Here is a 13777-nt window from a genome sequence, read left to right on the forward strand (position 1 = left end):
GCCGAAACGGCCGAGAAAATCGCGCAATTTCTGGGTCGTGCCCGCCGCACCGGCGACCCGTTCGAGCGCGATCAGCGGCGTGTCCCGCGGGTCGAGCTGATCGAGCTGGTGCTGGGTGTAGTAACCCACCTGCACACCCGGGGCGACGAAGCGGTCCCCCGACAGCCAGGTCGGCCCGCCATCGGCGATGACGCGGATCAGGGTGGTCTTGCCCGCACCGTTCGCGCCCAGCACGCCGATGCGGTCGCCGGCACGGATCTGCAGGGACACATCTTCGATCAGCGGCGTGCCGTCGTAGCCGATCGAGACGTCCTCGAGAGTGACCATCGGGTCCGGGGCGCGTTTGGGCGTCGGGAAGTAGAAGGAGAAATCGTCGCGGTCGGCGTGACTCGCGGCGATGGTCGGCAGCCGTTCGAGCGCCTTGACCCGGCTCTGCGCGGCGCGCGCCTTGGTCGCCTTGGCCCGAAAGCGGTCGATGAAGACCTGCAGGCGTTCGCGCTCCTTGCTGATCTTGTCGGCCAGCGCGGCGTCCTGCGCCAGACGCTCGGCACGCATCGCCTCGAAGTCGCTGTAGTGCCCGGTGTAGAGATTGAGCTTCTGCTTCTCGATATGGGCGATGTGCGTGCAGACGTGATCGAGAAAGTCGCGGTCGTGCGAGACCACGATCAGGGTGCCGGGGTAGTTGACCAGCCAGTCGGCCAGCCAGAAGACCGCGTCGAGATCGAGGTGGTTGGTCGGCTCGTCGAGCAGCAAGATGTCGGACGGCGCGATCAGGGCGCGGGCAAGGTTCAGGCGCATCCGCCAGCCGCCGGAGAAGCTCGAGACGGGGTTGTCGATGGAATCGGCGGCAAAGCCCAGCCCGTCGAGCAGCCGCGCGGCGCGGGCCCGGGCGGTGAACCCGCCGATCGCCTCGAACTCGGGGTAGATCTCGGCCATGCGCATGCCGTCGTTCTCGGCCTCCGCCTCGAGCAGGGCGGCATTCAGCCGGGCGTAGTCGGCGTCCCCGTCGAGGACGTAGTCGACCGCCGAGGTCTCCAGTGCCGGGGTCTCCTGCTCGACGGTGGCCATGCGCTGACCGCCCGCCCACTCGATGTCGCCCGAATCCGGGGCGATCTCGCCCTCGAACATCGCCAGCAGGCTGGACTTGCCGGTGCCGTTGCGCCCCACCAGGCCCATGCGCTGGCCGGGCAGCAGGGTGAGATCGGCATCCTCGAGCAGCAACTGCGTGCCGCGACGAAGGGAGACGGACTTCAACTGGATCATGTGGTCTCCAATCGGGTTCGACGCCGGTTCATTGGCGGCGCCGAAATAAGCATGGCAAGGGGCGCCGAGAGCTTGAACCCCTCTTCAGGCGCCTCAGCGGGGCAACGGAGGTCGGGCTTCCCTTGTGCCTTGCCTCGCGAGCGGAAAATCGCTGACGGGCACAGTTCGACGCGACATCCTGTCGCGGCGATCGGGCCCGAAGGGCCAAGGCACCGGGGTGCCCTTCTTTTCGCCCCCGCAGCCATAACTTGGCTTGGGCAAGCAAGAAAAGGGGCTCGCACGCCCGACGACCCGCTCGAACTGGTCGCCCAACGTACGCTGGCGTGCGAAACGAACCACGCCGCTCGATCAGGGCAGCTACCCGCCCGTGGTGAACAAGCAGAACCCCAAAACCAAAAAGGCCGGGACCCCAAACGGGGCCCCGGCCGGGGAATTTGGTCGGAGTGGCAGGATTCGAACCTACGACCCCTACGTCCCGAACGTAGTGCTCTACCAAGCTGAGCTACACTCCGAAAGACCGTCGACGCACTCGGCGTCAGTGGTCGCGCTGAACGCTGATGTCCGCTAGGGCGGACATCGCTCGGGAGTAGACGCTTTCCGGCAGAACCGTGAGCGCCTGCTTGGCCTTTTCGGCCTCGCGTTCAGCGAGCGCAGAAGTATACGAGAGTGCGTCGGTTTGTTCAACCACCTTGAGCACCTCGTCGATGCGCGCGGCCGACTGCGACTCGATCGCCTCGCGGACAAGCTCCGCGCCGGCCGCATCGGCCCGTGCCATGGCAGTGATCAGGGGCAGTGTGGGCTTACCTTCGGCGAGATCGTCGCCGACGTGCTTGCCGGTCTGCGCCTCGTCGCCGCGATAATCGAGCACGTCGTCGATCAGCTGGAAGGCCACTCCCAGCCGGTAGCCATACTCCCCCAACGCATCCTCGACCGCCTCGTCCCGGCCGTCGAGCACCGCCGCCAGCCGGCAGGCGGCCTCGAACAGCGTCGCGGTCTTGCGACCGATCACGTCCATGTAGCGCGCCTCGGAGACGGCGGCATCACCGATATTCATCAGCTGCATCACCTCGCCCTCGGCGATGCGGTTGGTCGCCGTGGCCAGGATATCCATCACCCGCGGGCGGCCGAGTTCCACCATCATCTGGAAAGCGCGCGAGTAGAGGAAGTCGCCGGTGAGCACCGAGGCGGCATTGCCGAACCGCGCATTGGCGGTATCCCAGCCGCGACGGAGGGTGGACTCGTCGACCACGTCGTCGTGCAGCAGGGTGGCAGTGTGGATGAACTCCACCACGGCCGCCATCTGCGCCGAGTCGGCCAGATCGCTGTCCGCGCCCTGCAGGGCGCGACTGGCGAGCATGTGCAGCAACGGCCGGAAACGCTTGCCACCGGAATGGACGATGTAGCTGCCGAGCTGGTTGATCAGGGCGACGTCAGAGCCGAGCCGGTCCATGATCACGCGGTCGACGGCCTGCATGTCACTGGACGTCAATGCACGGATCTCGTTCAACTGCATGCTCATCGTTTCGCTCGTTCGCTCCATGGTGGGACGCCAAACCCGGGCGGCAGGCCGTCGCCAACCTTACACCAAGGCCCGATAGGCGACTAGGGAACCTAGCGGAACCACCCAGCGGGAAGCGACCGGGCCAGGGTCTCGCGCGACGCCCGGAATGTATCCTCGTCGGCCCCGTCACCGGCAAATCGCAGGTGCTCGAGGGTCGAGCGCGCCTCCAGCCACTCCGTTGGCGCCCCGCGCGCCAGCAACGCCGAGCGCACCGGGCTCACCATCGGCTGCGGCAAGCCGGCAAGCACGCGGCTCAACCGCTCACGCAAGGCCTGCGGACCCGCGGCCGACCGCAATTCCTGCTGGGCACGACGCCAGTCGCGACGGGCACTCCACCACCGGAATCCCGCCCGGGCGATCAGCCCCAGCAGCACAAGGCCAGCGAGGCCGGCGAGCACCCAGGGAAGGGCTGCACGGATGGCATCGAGCCGCTGCTCGGCCGGCTCGGCCTGCCAACGGACCGTTTGGGCCTCGCTGCGGGCGTAATCAATCGCCGTTCCCGGCTTGTCGACCGTCGGGTCGATGTAGGGCAGATCGACTGCCGGCAGGCGGGCCTCGCGGGCACCATCGCCCCCGCCCGTGACCGCCGGCAGGATCGAGAACCGCACCTCCCAGGCATCGGCCAACGCTCCCATCGACTCCGCCCGCGCCTGGTCGGGGGCCAGGCGAATCGACGGCTCGTCGATGCGCAGGCCCGTCGGGGCGATCAGCTGCGCCCGCAGCAGTTGCTCGAGCGCCTTCTCCGACAGCCCCTCGCCGACAACCACGAAGCGCCACTCACCCGGCTCGCCGGCAACCAGCTCACCGATCTGCGTGTCTCGCAATTCCAGCTCCGGGGTGACCGGCAGGTATTCGGGCAGATGGGCAGGCAGCGGCTCGACCGCCAAGCGCCGCGCGACCGGCACCCAGGCAAATTCGCTCTGGGCACGCCCGACCACGTCGAAATCGATGCGCTGGAACTCGAGCGTCACCTCGCCGCCGCGCAGCGCCTGCACGGCCCAGCGGTAGTGACGCCGGACCACGCGCCGCCCGTCGATCTCGACAGTGTCCTGGGTGACACCCAGCACCTGCGTGTCGACGCCCCGCCCCTCCGGGCGATGCACCTCCACGCCGCGCAACTGCCGGGCCGGGTCGAGGATCGTCTGCGTGACCAGGAAGGTCTCGCGCTGAACGGGATCCATCGCGGTCACCTCGGTCTCGACGATCACCCCGCGCGGCGGGCGCCCTGCCCCTTCCCGGCTGACCGGCTCGGTGATCGCCGGGAGGGGTTCGATCGGCCCCAGCTCCACCCGCTCGGCAAAACCACCCCGTTCTCCATCGCGATCCGGTCGCGGTATGTCCGCGATGGCCGGCAGCGACCCACCTAAGGCGAGCAGGACCGCCAGCAATGATGCCGAGAATCGGCGTGCGACTCGCATTCCGCTCATTGCCCTGGCTCCGTCTCGTCACCGGCCAGCCCCTGACGGACCGCCGACTTGTAGGGCTGCTGGCGGAGCAGGCCGTCAATCGGCGGGACAGGACGATCCTCGATACGCTCTAGCTTCTTGCGCGCGCCACCCAGCAGCCCCTCGTCGAGCGCGAACGCCTCGCCGTCAGCCGGGCCCTGCTCGGCCACCGCGCCGCCCTGGCCGCTGCCCTCGCTTTCCAGCATTTCCTCGGCCATTTCGGCACCGTCGTCCTCGACGATCTCGCGGCGCAGGGTCGATTCGTAACCCTGGAATTCCGGCGTCGGCTCGAGGGATTCTTCCTGCGCTCCGCCGCGCAACGCCTCGACCAGATCCCGATTGGTACGGGCATCGTCATGCTCCGGATCGATCATCAGCGCGGCCTCGAAGGCATCCACCGCCCCACCATAACGACGGGCGAGCGTCAGGGCGTTGCCCAGATTGAACAGCGCCAGCAACCGCTGCTGATCGGTTTCGGCCAACCAGGACGCCGCCTGCAGGCGCTCGACGGCGTGCGGGTAGTCGGCCCGACGAAAAGCCGCCAGCCCGCTGCCCAGACGGGCGTTGAATCCCGCCACGCGATCGAACTCGCTTTGCGCACGGGCGAACTCGCCGGCCTCGAACGCCTGCCAGGCTTGCTCCAGATGGACCTCACGCTCCGGCTCGTCGATCAGCGGGGAGGCCCCGGCGACCGTGAACACCACCGGGGTGACCACGGCGAACAGCACCACCAGCCCGAACCGCCAGCCACGCCCCCGTCCGGACGTCGCGCCCCACTCGAGCACCAGGTGGATGATCAACGCGACCATCGCCACCCACAGGGCCAGCACCGCCAGCGAGCGATACCCCTCGACGGTCTCGGCCGAGCGGCCAGGCGCGGGCAGGGCGTCGATACGCTCGCGCAGGAAGGCGACGTCGTCCTGCAACACGCCGGTCCGCCGCGCCTCGCCACCGGCAAGCTCGGCCAGTTCGGCGACGCGCTCGAAGGCGGGCTCGGAGACGATCACCTCGTTGTCGTCATTGCGGCGCGGCTGGCCATCCTTGAACAACGGCGTGCGCTCGCGCGCCATGCTAAGCGCGAAAATCGGAATGCCACGCTCGGCCAGACCCTCGGCGGCCGCCAGGACGAGGCTGCCGCGCTCGCCGGCGAATTGCCGGCCATCGGCCGAAGTTAGCCAGATCACCGCCCCGCCCTCCAGCGCCTGCATGTCGGCGGCCAGGGAGAAGGCCCGATCCGGACGCGCGACCAGGCGATCATCCACCAGGCCGGGGAGATGACCGGCGTAGAACTCGAGCAGGTTGGCATCCGGTCCCGGCGGCAGCATCACCCCGGCGGTGTCCACCGAGCGCAACAGGCCCATGGGCCGACCCGACTGCGACTCGGCCAGCAACTCGATCAGCATCACCGCGCGCTCGATCCGGTCGGGCTCGACATCCCGGCCGGTCATGGTGGCGGTGCCCTCGACCACGAACAGCAACGGGGCCCGGGCCTCCTCCTGCGATTCGCGATCCTGCGCCACGCGCGGGTCGGCCAGCGCCAGGACGGCAAACAGCCAGAACAGCACCCACAAGAGACGAGCGGCCAAGGTGGCGCCCTTACGTCGACGCCCCCCGGTGGTCGTGCCGGCAAAGGCCCAGTCGTGCAGTTCCGGGTCGGCGTAGGCATCCAGCCGAGCACGCCGCTGTCGACGCCACAACGCCAGCGCCACCGGCATGACCAGCAGCCAGAGCGCCTCCGGCCTGGCCAGCACGGGCCAGATCTCGGCACCGAGCAACAGGTGCCAGAGGTCGATCAGGCTGTAGCGGGAATCGTCCATTCGCACCTCAGGCCGTCAGCCGGACTTTCAGGAACTGGGCGACGAGCAGCACGGCAAGCCCCAGCGCGAGGAACCAGACGATCAGGGCGTGGCGTTCACGGCGGGTGTCCTGGGCATCTGCCTTGGGCTCGTGCCGCTCGATGACGTCGGTGACCGACAGCAGGGCCTCGCGATCGCCGGCGGCAATCGCCTCGCCACCGGAGAGTCGTGCCAGATCCTCGAGCGTCGGCTCACCACTCGCCGGGCCGGCATCGCCGGGGGCGAGATTGATGGTGAACAGCTCGATGTTCTCGGCCCGCGCCAGCGTCAGCGCCTCGGCCGGGCTCATCTCGCCGCCGGTATTGACCCCGTCGGTCCAGACCAGCAACTGCGGTGGCGCCTCGCCACGCTCACGGCGCTCGGCGATCGATTCCATCGCCACGGCCAGACCATCGCCCAGAGCGGTAGCACTGCCGTCGAGACCCGGTTCGAGCTGCTCGATCCAGAAACGCAGCGCGCCGTGATCGTCGGTCTCGGGCACCAGCGTGCCGGCCGAGTCGGTCACCACCATCAGGGAAAATCGGTCGCGCGGGTGGGCGGTGATGAATTCGTCCAATGCCTCGCGCATCACGCCCATGCGCGAGACCGGCTGATCCTCGGCGTCGCGGAAATCGCGGGTCGACATGCTGGGGCTGGCGTCCACCAGCAGCACGATCGACCGGGCCGGCTCATCGACCTGCACCGACTCGCCCACCCAGACCGGGCGGGCCAGCGCGATGACCAGGCTGGCCAACGCGAGCAGAAGCAGGGCCAGCAGCCAGCGCTGCCCGCCCCGTGGGCCACCCTCGGCCGGGTCGCGCCCCAGCGCCGGGTGGCGCAACAGGCGCGAAGGCGCGCGATCACGCACCCGGCGCGCCCAGACGGGATAGACCAGGGGCAGGGCGGCCAACAGCAACAGCACCCAGGGCGAATCGAAGCCGATCATGGCGAGCCCCTCCGCCAGACCGCGCGGCGCATCGCGCGCAGCCGTTCGACGACCGACGTCCGCCACGGATCGGATTCCTGCCCCGAATGCCCCGGGTGTCGACCGAAGCGGGCGTGATCAATCTCACGCACCCAGCCGGACCACGGCTCGGCCAGCCGCTCGCGCCACGGGGCCCGGCCGCCATGCTGCCAGCGGCCAATCGCCCGGATCACCTCGTCCTGCAACACGCGCCGTCCGGCCGCATCGCCGACGCGCGCCGATTGGCGCTCCAGCCGCCACAGGTCCCACCACAATCGCAGATCACCCCGGTGGCGCCAGAGCCACCAGCCGGCCAGCAACAGCAGCACGATGGCCACGCCCGCCAGCCACGCCAGCGAGCCCTCGTCGGCGGGTGCCGCTGCGTCACCGGCACGTTGCACCAGCCAGGGCGCGGAGTAGATGTCGACCAGTCCCTCGGGCGCCTGCGCCGGCAGGCCGCCGTCGGGATGCTCCCAATCACGGTAACCTTCACTCATGCCGCAGACCCCGCGGCGCGCGCCAGGGCTACCGGGGCCTCGGCAAGCCACTCGGCCGGTTCGGCCTCCGCGGGCAACGCCAGGAAGGCCGCACCCAGTGCCTCGGCCGACTGTCGCCAGGCCTCCAGGCGTTCATGCTGACGGCTGGCGAATGCCTCGCGCCAGCGGCGATTGCCGGTATCCAGCCAGCGCGCCCGATTGCCCGCCTCGAACGCGACCAGTCCCAGGTCGGGCATATCGAGCTCGACCCGGTCGGCCACCGAGACGAAGATCAGGTGATGGGAGGCGGCCAGCGGTGCCCAGTCGATGACCCGGCCGGGGCCGGTATCGGACAGGCAATCGGAGAACACCATGACCACCGAGCCGGCGGGCAGGCGCTGCAACAGGCGTTGGCGCAGACCCGGCCAGTCGACCGGTTGGGCCTCCTCGCAGGTCTCGCCGGCCGCCTCGGCCAGTTCGGCGAGGCGCTGCAGGATCGCCCCCTGACCGGTCACCGGCCCGGCGGCATGGTGCCCTGGGCAGAGTTGCTCGCCGATGCCATGGATCTCGACGGCCAGATTCTGCCGCAGCGCACCGGCGGCGAAGGCGTGGGCGGCGAGCAGAGCCTGGGTGAGCTTGAGCCGCCGACGGGTACCGAAGCGCATCGCAGCGCCGCAGTCGACCACCAGGTGGGCCTGGCGCTGGGCCGGCTCACGGTGCACGCGCACCACCGGCTCGTTGGCCCGTGCCGAGATGCGCCAATCGATACGCGCGGCGGGCTCGCCCGGCTGGTAGGCCCGCAGTTGTTCGAAATCCAGCCCCTCGCCCAGCCGGCGCGCGAGCTGGTCACCGGACAGGCGGGTGGCCGTGGGAAAGCTTTCCTGCACCAAGGCGGGCAGCCGCTCCCCGCCCGCCCAGGCAACGGCGATCTCCTCGGCCGACGGGGCGACGCCAACCCGCGGGGCGGGCGCCTGATCGCGCGGCTGCCTACGGCCGATCACGCCCCACAGGGCGGCCGTCGCCCGGCCGATCAGCCCCTGAGTCACGGTGGGGCTCACGGTGCCGGGATCAGCTCGAGCAGGCGGTCGATCACCGCGTCGCGGGTCAGGCCGCTGACCATTGCGCGCGGGCCGAGGATGATGCGGTGACGCAGGGCGTCGGTCGCGAGCTTGATCAGGTCATCGGGGACGATGTAGTCACGCCCCTCCAAGTAGGCGGCCGCCCGAGCGGCCTGCACCCACGCCAGCGCGCCACGCGGCGAGGCACCGACCAGCACCTGGTCGGCCAGGTCGGGGGCGAGCTCGCCGACCCGGCGCGTGCCGGCGACCACGTCGACCACCCAGTGCTGCAGGGCCTCGTCGCAACGCACCTGGCGCACCGACTCGCGCGCGGCGAGCACCTGGTCGACGGTGATGTTCTTCGCCTCGCCCACCGGGTTGCTGCCGAGCGTGCCGTCCAGGGTGCGCTTGAGGATGTCGTACTCGTCCTCGCGCTCGGGGTAGTCGAGCGACACGTGCAGCATGAAGCGGTCCATCTGCGCCTCGGGCAGCGGGTAGGTGCCCGACTGCTCCAGCGGGTTCTGCGTGGCCATGACCAGGAACAGCTCGGGCAAGTCGCGGCTGTGGCCGGCGACCGTGACCTGGCGCTCGGCCATCGCCTCGAGCAGCGCCGACTGCACCTTGGCCGGGGCGCGGTTGATCTCGTCGGCCAGCACGATCTCGTTGAACAGCGGGCCCGGCTCGAAGGTGAACTCGCGGGTCTCGGGGTGGTAGACCTCGTTGCCGAGCAGATCCGCGGGCAGCAGGTCGGGGGTGAACTGGATGCGCTTGAAATTGGCATGTACGCCCTCGGCCAGCGCCTTGATCGCGGTGGTCTTGGCCAGCCCCGGCAGGCCTTCGACCAGCAAATGGCCGCCGGTAAGCAGGCCGATGAGCAGGCGATCGACCAGCTCGGTCTGCCCGACGATGTAGTGGCCCAGGTGGGCGCGGAGATCCTGGATGGGCATCTGTTCGCTCATGGCTCGACTCGACTTTTCTGCGGTTCGGTTTCGGTGTCGTCGGTGCTGATCGGCAGGCCCGCTAGCTTCCATTCGGGGAAGCCCGGTTCAAGCCGGCGGGTGCGGAATCCGGCCTCGCGCAGTCGCGCAACGGCCTCGAAGGAGAAGGTGCAGTAGGGGCCGCGACAATAGGCGATCACCTCACGCTCGGGATCGAGCTCGGCCATGCGTCGCTCGAGGTCCTCGATCGTGACGTTCATCGCACCAGGAATGTGACCCGCCTCGTACTCTTCCTCGGGGCGCACGTCGATCAGCGTCACCAACCCCTTGCGGCATCGCTCCACCAGCTCCTCGGCGGAAACCGGCTCGAGCGCGTCCTTGTCGTGAAGGTGGGCATCGACCATCTGGCGCACCTCGGCGAGGTGTCGCTCGCCGACGCGACGGAACACGTCCAGCAACTCGACCACGTCATCCTCCGCGATGGAATAGATCACCTGCTTGCCCTCACGACGGGCGACCACCAGCCCGGCCTGCTGCATGCGTTGCAAATGCTGGGAGGTGTTGGCCACCGACAGGCCGGCGACGCGCGCCAAAGCGTCCACCGAACGCTCGCCCTGCGCCAGGTGCTCGAGCAGCTCCAGCCGGCGCCCGTTCGAAAGCACCTTGCCCAGTCGGGCGAACTGGTCGTTCAACTGTTGCTTGAAGGACACGGAAACCCTCTTGTCGATTTCTCTGGTCGATTATTCAACCACTCAATTGAATTTGCCACAAGCGCCGCCGGCTCTTCGAACCGAACACTTGACACACATTCAATTGAATTATTGAATGACGCCGCAAGCACAGAAAGGAGGGCCGAGATGTTCCTGATCCAACACCCCTGCGAGTTCAGCTCACTGGCTTATCTCTTCGGCTGCACTGGCAAGGGCCGGGCCATGGCCGTCGACGTGCATCTCGACGATGTCGACCGCTTTGTCGAAATGGCCGAGGAAAAAGGCGTGGACATCTGCTTCGTGGTCGACACCCACGTCCATGCGGATCACAAGACGGGCGGCCCGGAGCTGGCCAGGCGCACCGGCGCAGAATACGTGCTGCATGAATCCGCGCCGGTGAAGCACCCGTTCCGCGGCGTGGCGCACGGCGAGCACCTGGAACTGGGCAACGTCAGCGCCCAGGTGCTGCACACACCGGGGCATACCGACGACAGCATCTGCCTCCTGGTAACCGACCACTCGCGCACCGACGAGCCGTGGTTCCTGATCACCGGCCACACCCTGTTCCCGGGCGGCGTCGGGCGCCCCGACCTGCATGGTCGCGAACGCGAGATGGCGGAAAAGCTCTACGACTCGCTGTACGGCCCGATCCTCTCCCTGCCGGATCACATCGAGATCCTGGCCGGCGCGCAGGCCGGCAGTGTCTGCGGTGGCGGCATCAGCGGCAAGCCGATGTCCACGCTGGGCTTCGAGAAGCGCCACAACAACGGCCTGATCCGCGAGCGCGGCAATTTCGTCGAGACCATCGCCTCGATCGAGCTGCCGCCCGTCGAGGAAATCGAGACGTTCTACACCTTCAACACCGGCAACTGAACTCGGCCCCCCGAGCAGCAAGCGCCATGAAAACCGCACACCTGCGGCATATGAGGAGCCTACACATGAAGAATCTCAAGACCCTGTTTGCCGCGCCGATCGTGGCACTGGCCCTCACCGCCGGCCCGGCGATGGCGGAGAACGAGGAGCTGATCGATGCCATGGAGGGCTACGTGATGTTCCAGGAATACCACGGCGCGACCATCCGCCCGGAGCAGATTCCGGCGGATCAGTGGGAGAACATCACCATCGTCGATACCCGCGATGCCGGTCAGTACGCCGAGGACCACATCCCCGGCGCGATCAACATCGAGTGGCGGCAGATCCTGGAGCGCCGCGACGAGTTGCCGACCGACGAGCAGGTGCTGGTCTACTGCAATACCGGCACGCTTTCGGCACAGGCCGGCCTGATGCTGCGCCTGACGGGGATGGACAACGTCCGCATCCTCCAGGGCGGCTTTACCGGCTTCAAGGAGGCCGGCGGCTTCGAGGCGAACGCCCGGGCCCAGGAGGCAGACGACGAAGCGGCTCCCGAAGCGACCGAGTAACTCGTCCCACCACGCCCCGCCAAGGCGCGGGGCGTCTTGCCCGATTCGGCCCGCTCGACCGGGCCGAATCCGGCAAGGCGTGTAAAACCCACAGACGGAACCAAGTCACCCGCAAGGGGCATGAGGTAACCCATGGATATCACTCACCGGGATCTCACTCACGGCATTGCCGCCAACCGCGGCCAGTTCGTCCAGTTTCTGCTGCAGGTGTTCTTTGTCGGCGCCCTGGTAGGCATGACTCGCACGGTGCTGCCGGTGCTATCGGAATCGGACTTCGGTCTGGCCGCGGGCGCATTCACCACGTTGGCGAGCTTCGTGGTGATATTCGGCGTGATCAAGGCCACGCTCAACCTGCTCGCTGGTCGGCTTTCCGACCGTTACGGGCGCAAGCGCGTGCTGGTGGCCGGCTGGCTGTTCGCCATTCCGGTGCCGTTCCTGCTGCTGATCGCCGATTCCTGGAGCTGGGTGCTACTGGCCACGGTCTTCCTGGGCATCAACCAGGGGCTGGCGTGGTCGATGGCGCTCAACAGCAAGCTCGACATTACCCACGCCCACCAGCGTGGGCTGGTCAACGGCGCCAACGAGTTCGCCGGCTACGCCGGGGTCGCGGTGGCCGGCTATCTGGCCGCCATCGTCGCCGAGCAGATTGGCGCCCGGGAGGGGCTGTTCTGGTTCGGTTCTACCGTGATTTTGGTCGCCTTGGCACTGGCCATCTGGAGTGCGCGTGACACCCTGCCCTGGGCCCACGCCCAGCAGAAATCCAAGCCCGGCGGCAAACCGTCGCCCCTGAGCGGATTCGGCTTCTTCCTGCACGCCACCTGGGGCAACCGCAGCCTGCTCGCCGTCAACCAGGCCGGGCTGGTGGAGAAGTTCACCGATGCCATCATCTGGCTGTTCGTGCCGATCCTGCTGGTCGCCCGCGGGGCGGACCTGGTCACGGCCGGTTTCCTGGTGGGCATCTATGGCGTGGTCTGGGGTGCGGGACAACTGATCACCGGGCCGGCCTCCGACCGGCTTGGCCGCCGTGGCCTGATCGCCTGGGGCATGTGGCTCTGCGGGGCCGGCATCGTCGCGGTCGTGCTATCGCACTCGGCATGGGTCTGGGGACTGGCACTGGCGATCACCGGCGTGGGCATGGCAATGCTCTATCCCACCCTGGGAGCGGCAGTGGCGGATCACTGCGAACCAGTCGAGCGCGCCGGCGTGCTGGGTGTCTATCGCTTCTGGCGCGACTTCGGCTACGCAGTCGGCGCACTGGCACTGGGGCTGATCGCCTCGCTGACCGGCGGCATCGAGGCCGGGTTCTGGTTCGTCGGCATCGCCATGCTGCTGTCGGGACTCTGGGTCGCTATCGGACTCGAATCGCGGGCGAGCCACTGAACGGCAGGCGCATCTCACCAGAATTGGCACCATGCTTGCAGTAAGTCCCAGTGACACAACAAGAAACACGGTTCAACCGTGACGTGATGTCAACAGTTGACCACCGGGCACACCCCGATCGTCACGATATGGACACTGGGAGAAAACTCATGCAGATGCGCCACCGACAGGCACTTGCCGGCGTCATTGCCATCGCCCTGCCGCTGCTCGCTGCCCAGGCGGCGAACGCCGCCACCTATCGCTGGGTCGACGACAACGGCCAGCTCCAGTTCAGCGATACCCTGCCATCCGCGGCAGCGGCCAACGGCTACAGGGTGATCGACTCGAGCACGGGGCAGATCATCCGCGAGGTAGCCCCGCGCAAGACCGCCGAGGAGAAGGCGCGCGAAGAGGCGCAGCGCCGGGCCGAAGAGGAGGCCCGCCTGGCCGAGGCCGCCGAGCGCAAGCACAACCAGGTGCTGCTGGCTCTTTATGGCAGCATCGAGGACATCGAGCAGGCCCGCGATGCCCGGCTCGAACGCCTCGACGCACGCATCCGCCGACTCGAATCGTCGACGGCACGGATGGAAGACAAGGCCCGCAACAGTCCCAGCGACGACAGCTATGCCCGCGATCTCGAAAGCCTGAAAGCCTCGCTGGAGGCCGCCCGGGCCGAGCGGCAGGAAGTCGAGGGGCGCTTCGAGCAGGACATCCAGCGATTCCGGGAACTCAGCTCCAACGGCTGAG

Annotated in this window: 13 protein-coding genes and 1 tRNA gene; 4 read left to right on the forward strand and 10 right to left on the reverse strand. The window is 68.3% G+C overall.

Going from position 1 to position 13777, the window contains the following annotated elements; translation table 11 throughout:
* From ACESL5_RS05370 to ACESL5_RS05415, 10 genes are all read right to left on the reverse strand, one after another.
* The coding region (locus tag ACESL5_RS05370) for an ABC-F family ATP-binding cassette domain-containing protein (RefSeq protein ID WP_372591757.1) at window positions 1-1263 on the reverse strand (1263 nt) is incomplete at its 3' end.
* A 435-nt stretch (window positions 1264-1698) separates the two neighbouring features.
* Window positions 1699-1775 (reverse strand) — tRNA-Pro (locus tag ACESL5_RS05375).
* 23 nt (window positions 1776-1798) lie between these two features.
* Complete coding sequence (locus ACESL5_RS05380) at window positions 1799-2776, reverse strand: polyprenyl synthetase family protein (RefSeq protein WP_372591782.1); 978 nt, start codon at window positions 2774-2776, stop codon at window positions 1799-1801.
* Between the two features lie 98 nt (window positions 2777-2874).
* A complete protein-coding gene (locus ACESL5_RS05385; RefSeq protein WP_372591758.1) occupies window positions 2875-4251 on the reverse strand; it encodes a hypothetical protein in 1377 nt (458 codons plus the stop codon).
* Window positions 4248-6086 carry a tetratricopeptide repeat protein gene (locus tag ACESL5_RS05390; protein WP_372591759.1) on the reverse strand — a complete coding sequence of 613 codons (1839 nt, stop codon included), beginning with the start codon at window positions 6084-6086 and terminating at the stop codon, window positions 4248-4250. Before ACESL5_RS05390 ends, ACESL5_RS05385 begins: the two co-directional genes overlap by 4 nt.
* A 7-nt stretch (window positions 6087-6093) precedes the next feature.
* Window positions 6094-7050 carry a VWA domain-containing protein gene (locus tag ACESL5_RS05395; protein ID WP_372591760.1) on the reverse strand — a complete coding sequence of 319 codons (957 nt, stop codon included), beginning with the start codon at window positions 7048-7050 and terminating at the stop codon, window positions 6094-6096.
* Window positions 7047-7565 carry a hypothetical protein gene (locus tag ACESL5_RS05400; protein ID WP_372591761.1) on the reverse strand — a complete coding sequence of 173 codons (519 nt, stop codon included), beginning with the start codon at window positions 7563-7565 and terminating at the stop codon, window positions 7047-7049. Before ACESL5_RS05400 ends, ACESL5_RS05395 begins: the two co-directional genes overlap by 4 nt.
* Window positions 7562-8602: a DUF58 domain-containing protein gene (locus ACESL5_RS05405; protein ID WP_372591762.1), complete on the reverse strand. Its 1041-nt coding sequence runs from the start codon at window positions 8600-8602 to the stop codon at window positions 7562-7564. Before ACESL5_RS05405 ends, ACESL5_RS05400 begins: the two co-directional genes overlap by 4 nt.
* Window positions 8599-9561, reverse strand: a complete 963-nt coding sequence (locus ACESL5_RS05410) for an AAA family ATPase (protein WP_372591763.1) — start codon at window positions 9559-9561, stop codon at window positions 8599-8601. The genes ACESL5_RS05405 and ACESL5_RS05410 overlap by 4 nt, the downstream gene beginning before the upstream one ends.
* A complete protein-coding gene (locus tag ACESL5_RS05415; protein ID WP_372591764.1) occupies window positions 9558-10250 on the reverse strand; it encodes an ArsR/SmtB family transcription factor in 693 nt (230 codons plus the stop codon). Before ACESL5_RS05415 ends, ACESL5_RS05410 begins: the two co-directional genes overlap by 4 nt.
* A gap of 147 nt (window positions 10251-10397) precedes the next feature.
* Between ACESL5_RS05415 and ACESL5_RS05420 the strand changes: the two genes are divergently transcribed.
* The 4 genes from ACESL5_RS05420 (at window position 10398) to ACESL5_RS05435 (ending at window position 13776) form a co-directional block, all read left to right on the forward strand.
* Window positions 10398-11123, forward strand: a complete 726-nt coding sequence (locus ACESL5_RS05420) for an MBL fold metallo-hydrolase (protein WP_372591765.1) — start codon at window positions 10398-10400, stop codon at window positions 11121-11123.
* Between the two features lie 65 nt (window positions 11124-11188).
* On the forward strand, window positions 11189-11671 hold the full coding sequence (locus ACESL5_RS05425; RefSeq protein WP_372591766.1) for a rhodanese-like domain-containing protein: 483 nt from the start codon (window positions 11189-11191) through the stop codon (window positions 11669-11671).
* Window positions 11672-11803: 132 nt separating this feature from the next.
* Window positions 11804-13051, forward strand: coding sequence for an MFS transporter (locus tag ACESL5_RS05430; RefSeq protein ID WP_372591767.1), 1248 nt, complete (start codon window positions 11804-11806; stop codon window positions 13049-13051).
* Window positions 13052-13200: 149 nt separating this feature from the next.
* A complete protein-coding gene (locus ACESL5_RS05435) occupies window positions 13201-13776 on the forward strand; it encodes a DUF4124 domain-containing protein (RefSeq protein WP_372591768.1) in 576 nt (191 codons plus the stop codon).
* The last annotated feature ends 1 nt before the right edge of the window (window position 13777 follow it).

The organism is Guyparkeria sp., from assembly GCF_041687595.1.
In the GTDB taxonomy this organism is placed as follows: Bacteria; Pseudomonadota; Gammaproteobacteria; order Halothiobacillales; family Halothiobacillaceae; genus Guyparkeria.

Excerpts from the sequence above, each read along its gene's own strand:
- ACESL5_RS05400 (WP_372591761.1), bottom strand. The coding sequence starts at position 7,565 with ATGAGTGAAGGTTACCGTGATTGGGAGCATCCCGACGGCGGCCTGCCG.
- ACESL5_RS05410 (WP_372591763.1), bottom strand. The coding sequence starts at position 9,561 with ATGAGCGAACAGATGCCCATCCAGGATCTCCGCGCCCACCTGGGCCAC.
- ACESL5_RS05430 (WP_372591767.1), top strand. The coding sequence starts at position 11,804 with ATGGATATCACTCACCGGGATCTCACTCACGGCATTGCCGCCAACCGC.
- ACESL5_RS05390 (WP_372591759.1), bottom strand. The coding sequence starts at position 6,086 with ATGGACGATTCCCGCTACAGCCTGATCGACCTCTGGCACCTGTTGCTC.
- ACESL5_RS05395 (WP_372591760.1), bottom strand. The coding sequence starts at position 7,050 with ATGATCGGCTTCGATTCGCCCTGGGTGCTGTTGCTGTTGGCCGCCCTG.
- ACESL5_RS05425 (WP_372591766.1), top strand. The coding sequence starts at position 11,189 with ATGAAGAATCTCAAGACCCTGTTTGCCGCGCCGATCGTGGCACTGGCC.
- ACESL5_RS05435 (WP_372591768.1), top strand. The coding sequence starts at position 13,201 with ATGCAGATGCGCCACCGACAGGCACTTGCCGGCGTCATTGCCATCGCC.
- ACESL5_RS05420 (WP_372591765.1), top strand. The coding sequence starts at position 10,398 with ATGTTCCTGATCCAACACCCCTGCGAGTTCAGCTCACTGGCTTATCTC.
- ACESL5_RS05385 (WP_372591758.1), bottom strand. The coding sequence starts at position 4,251 with ATGAGCGGAATGCGAGTCGCACGCCGATTCTCGGCATCATTGCTGGCG.
- ACESL5_RS05380 (WP_372591782.1), bottom strand. The coding sequence starts at position 2,776 with ATGCAGTTGAACGAGATCCGTGCATTGACGTCCAGTGACATGCAGGCC.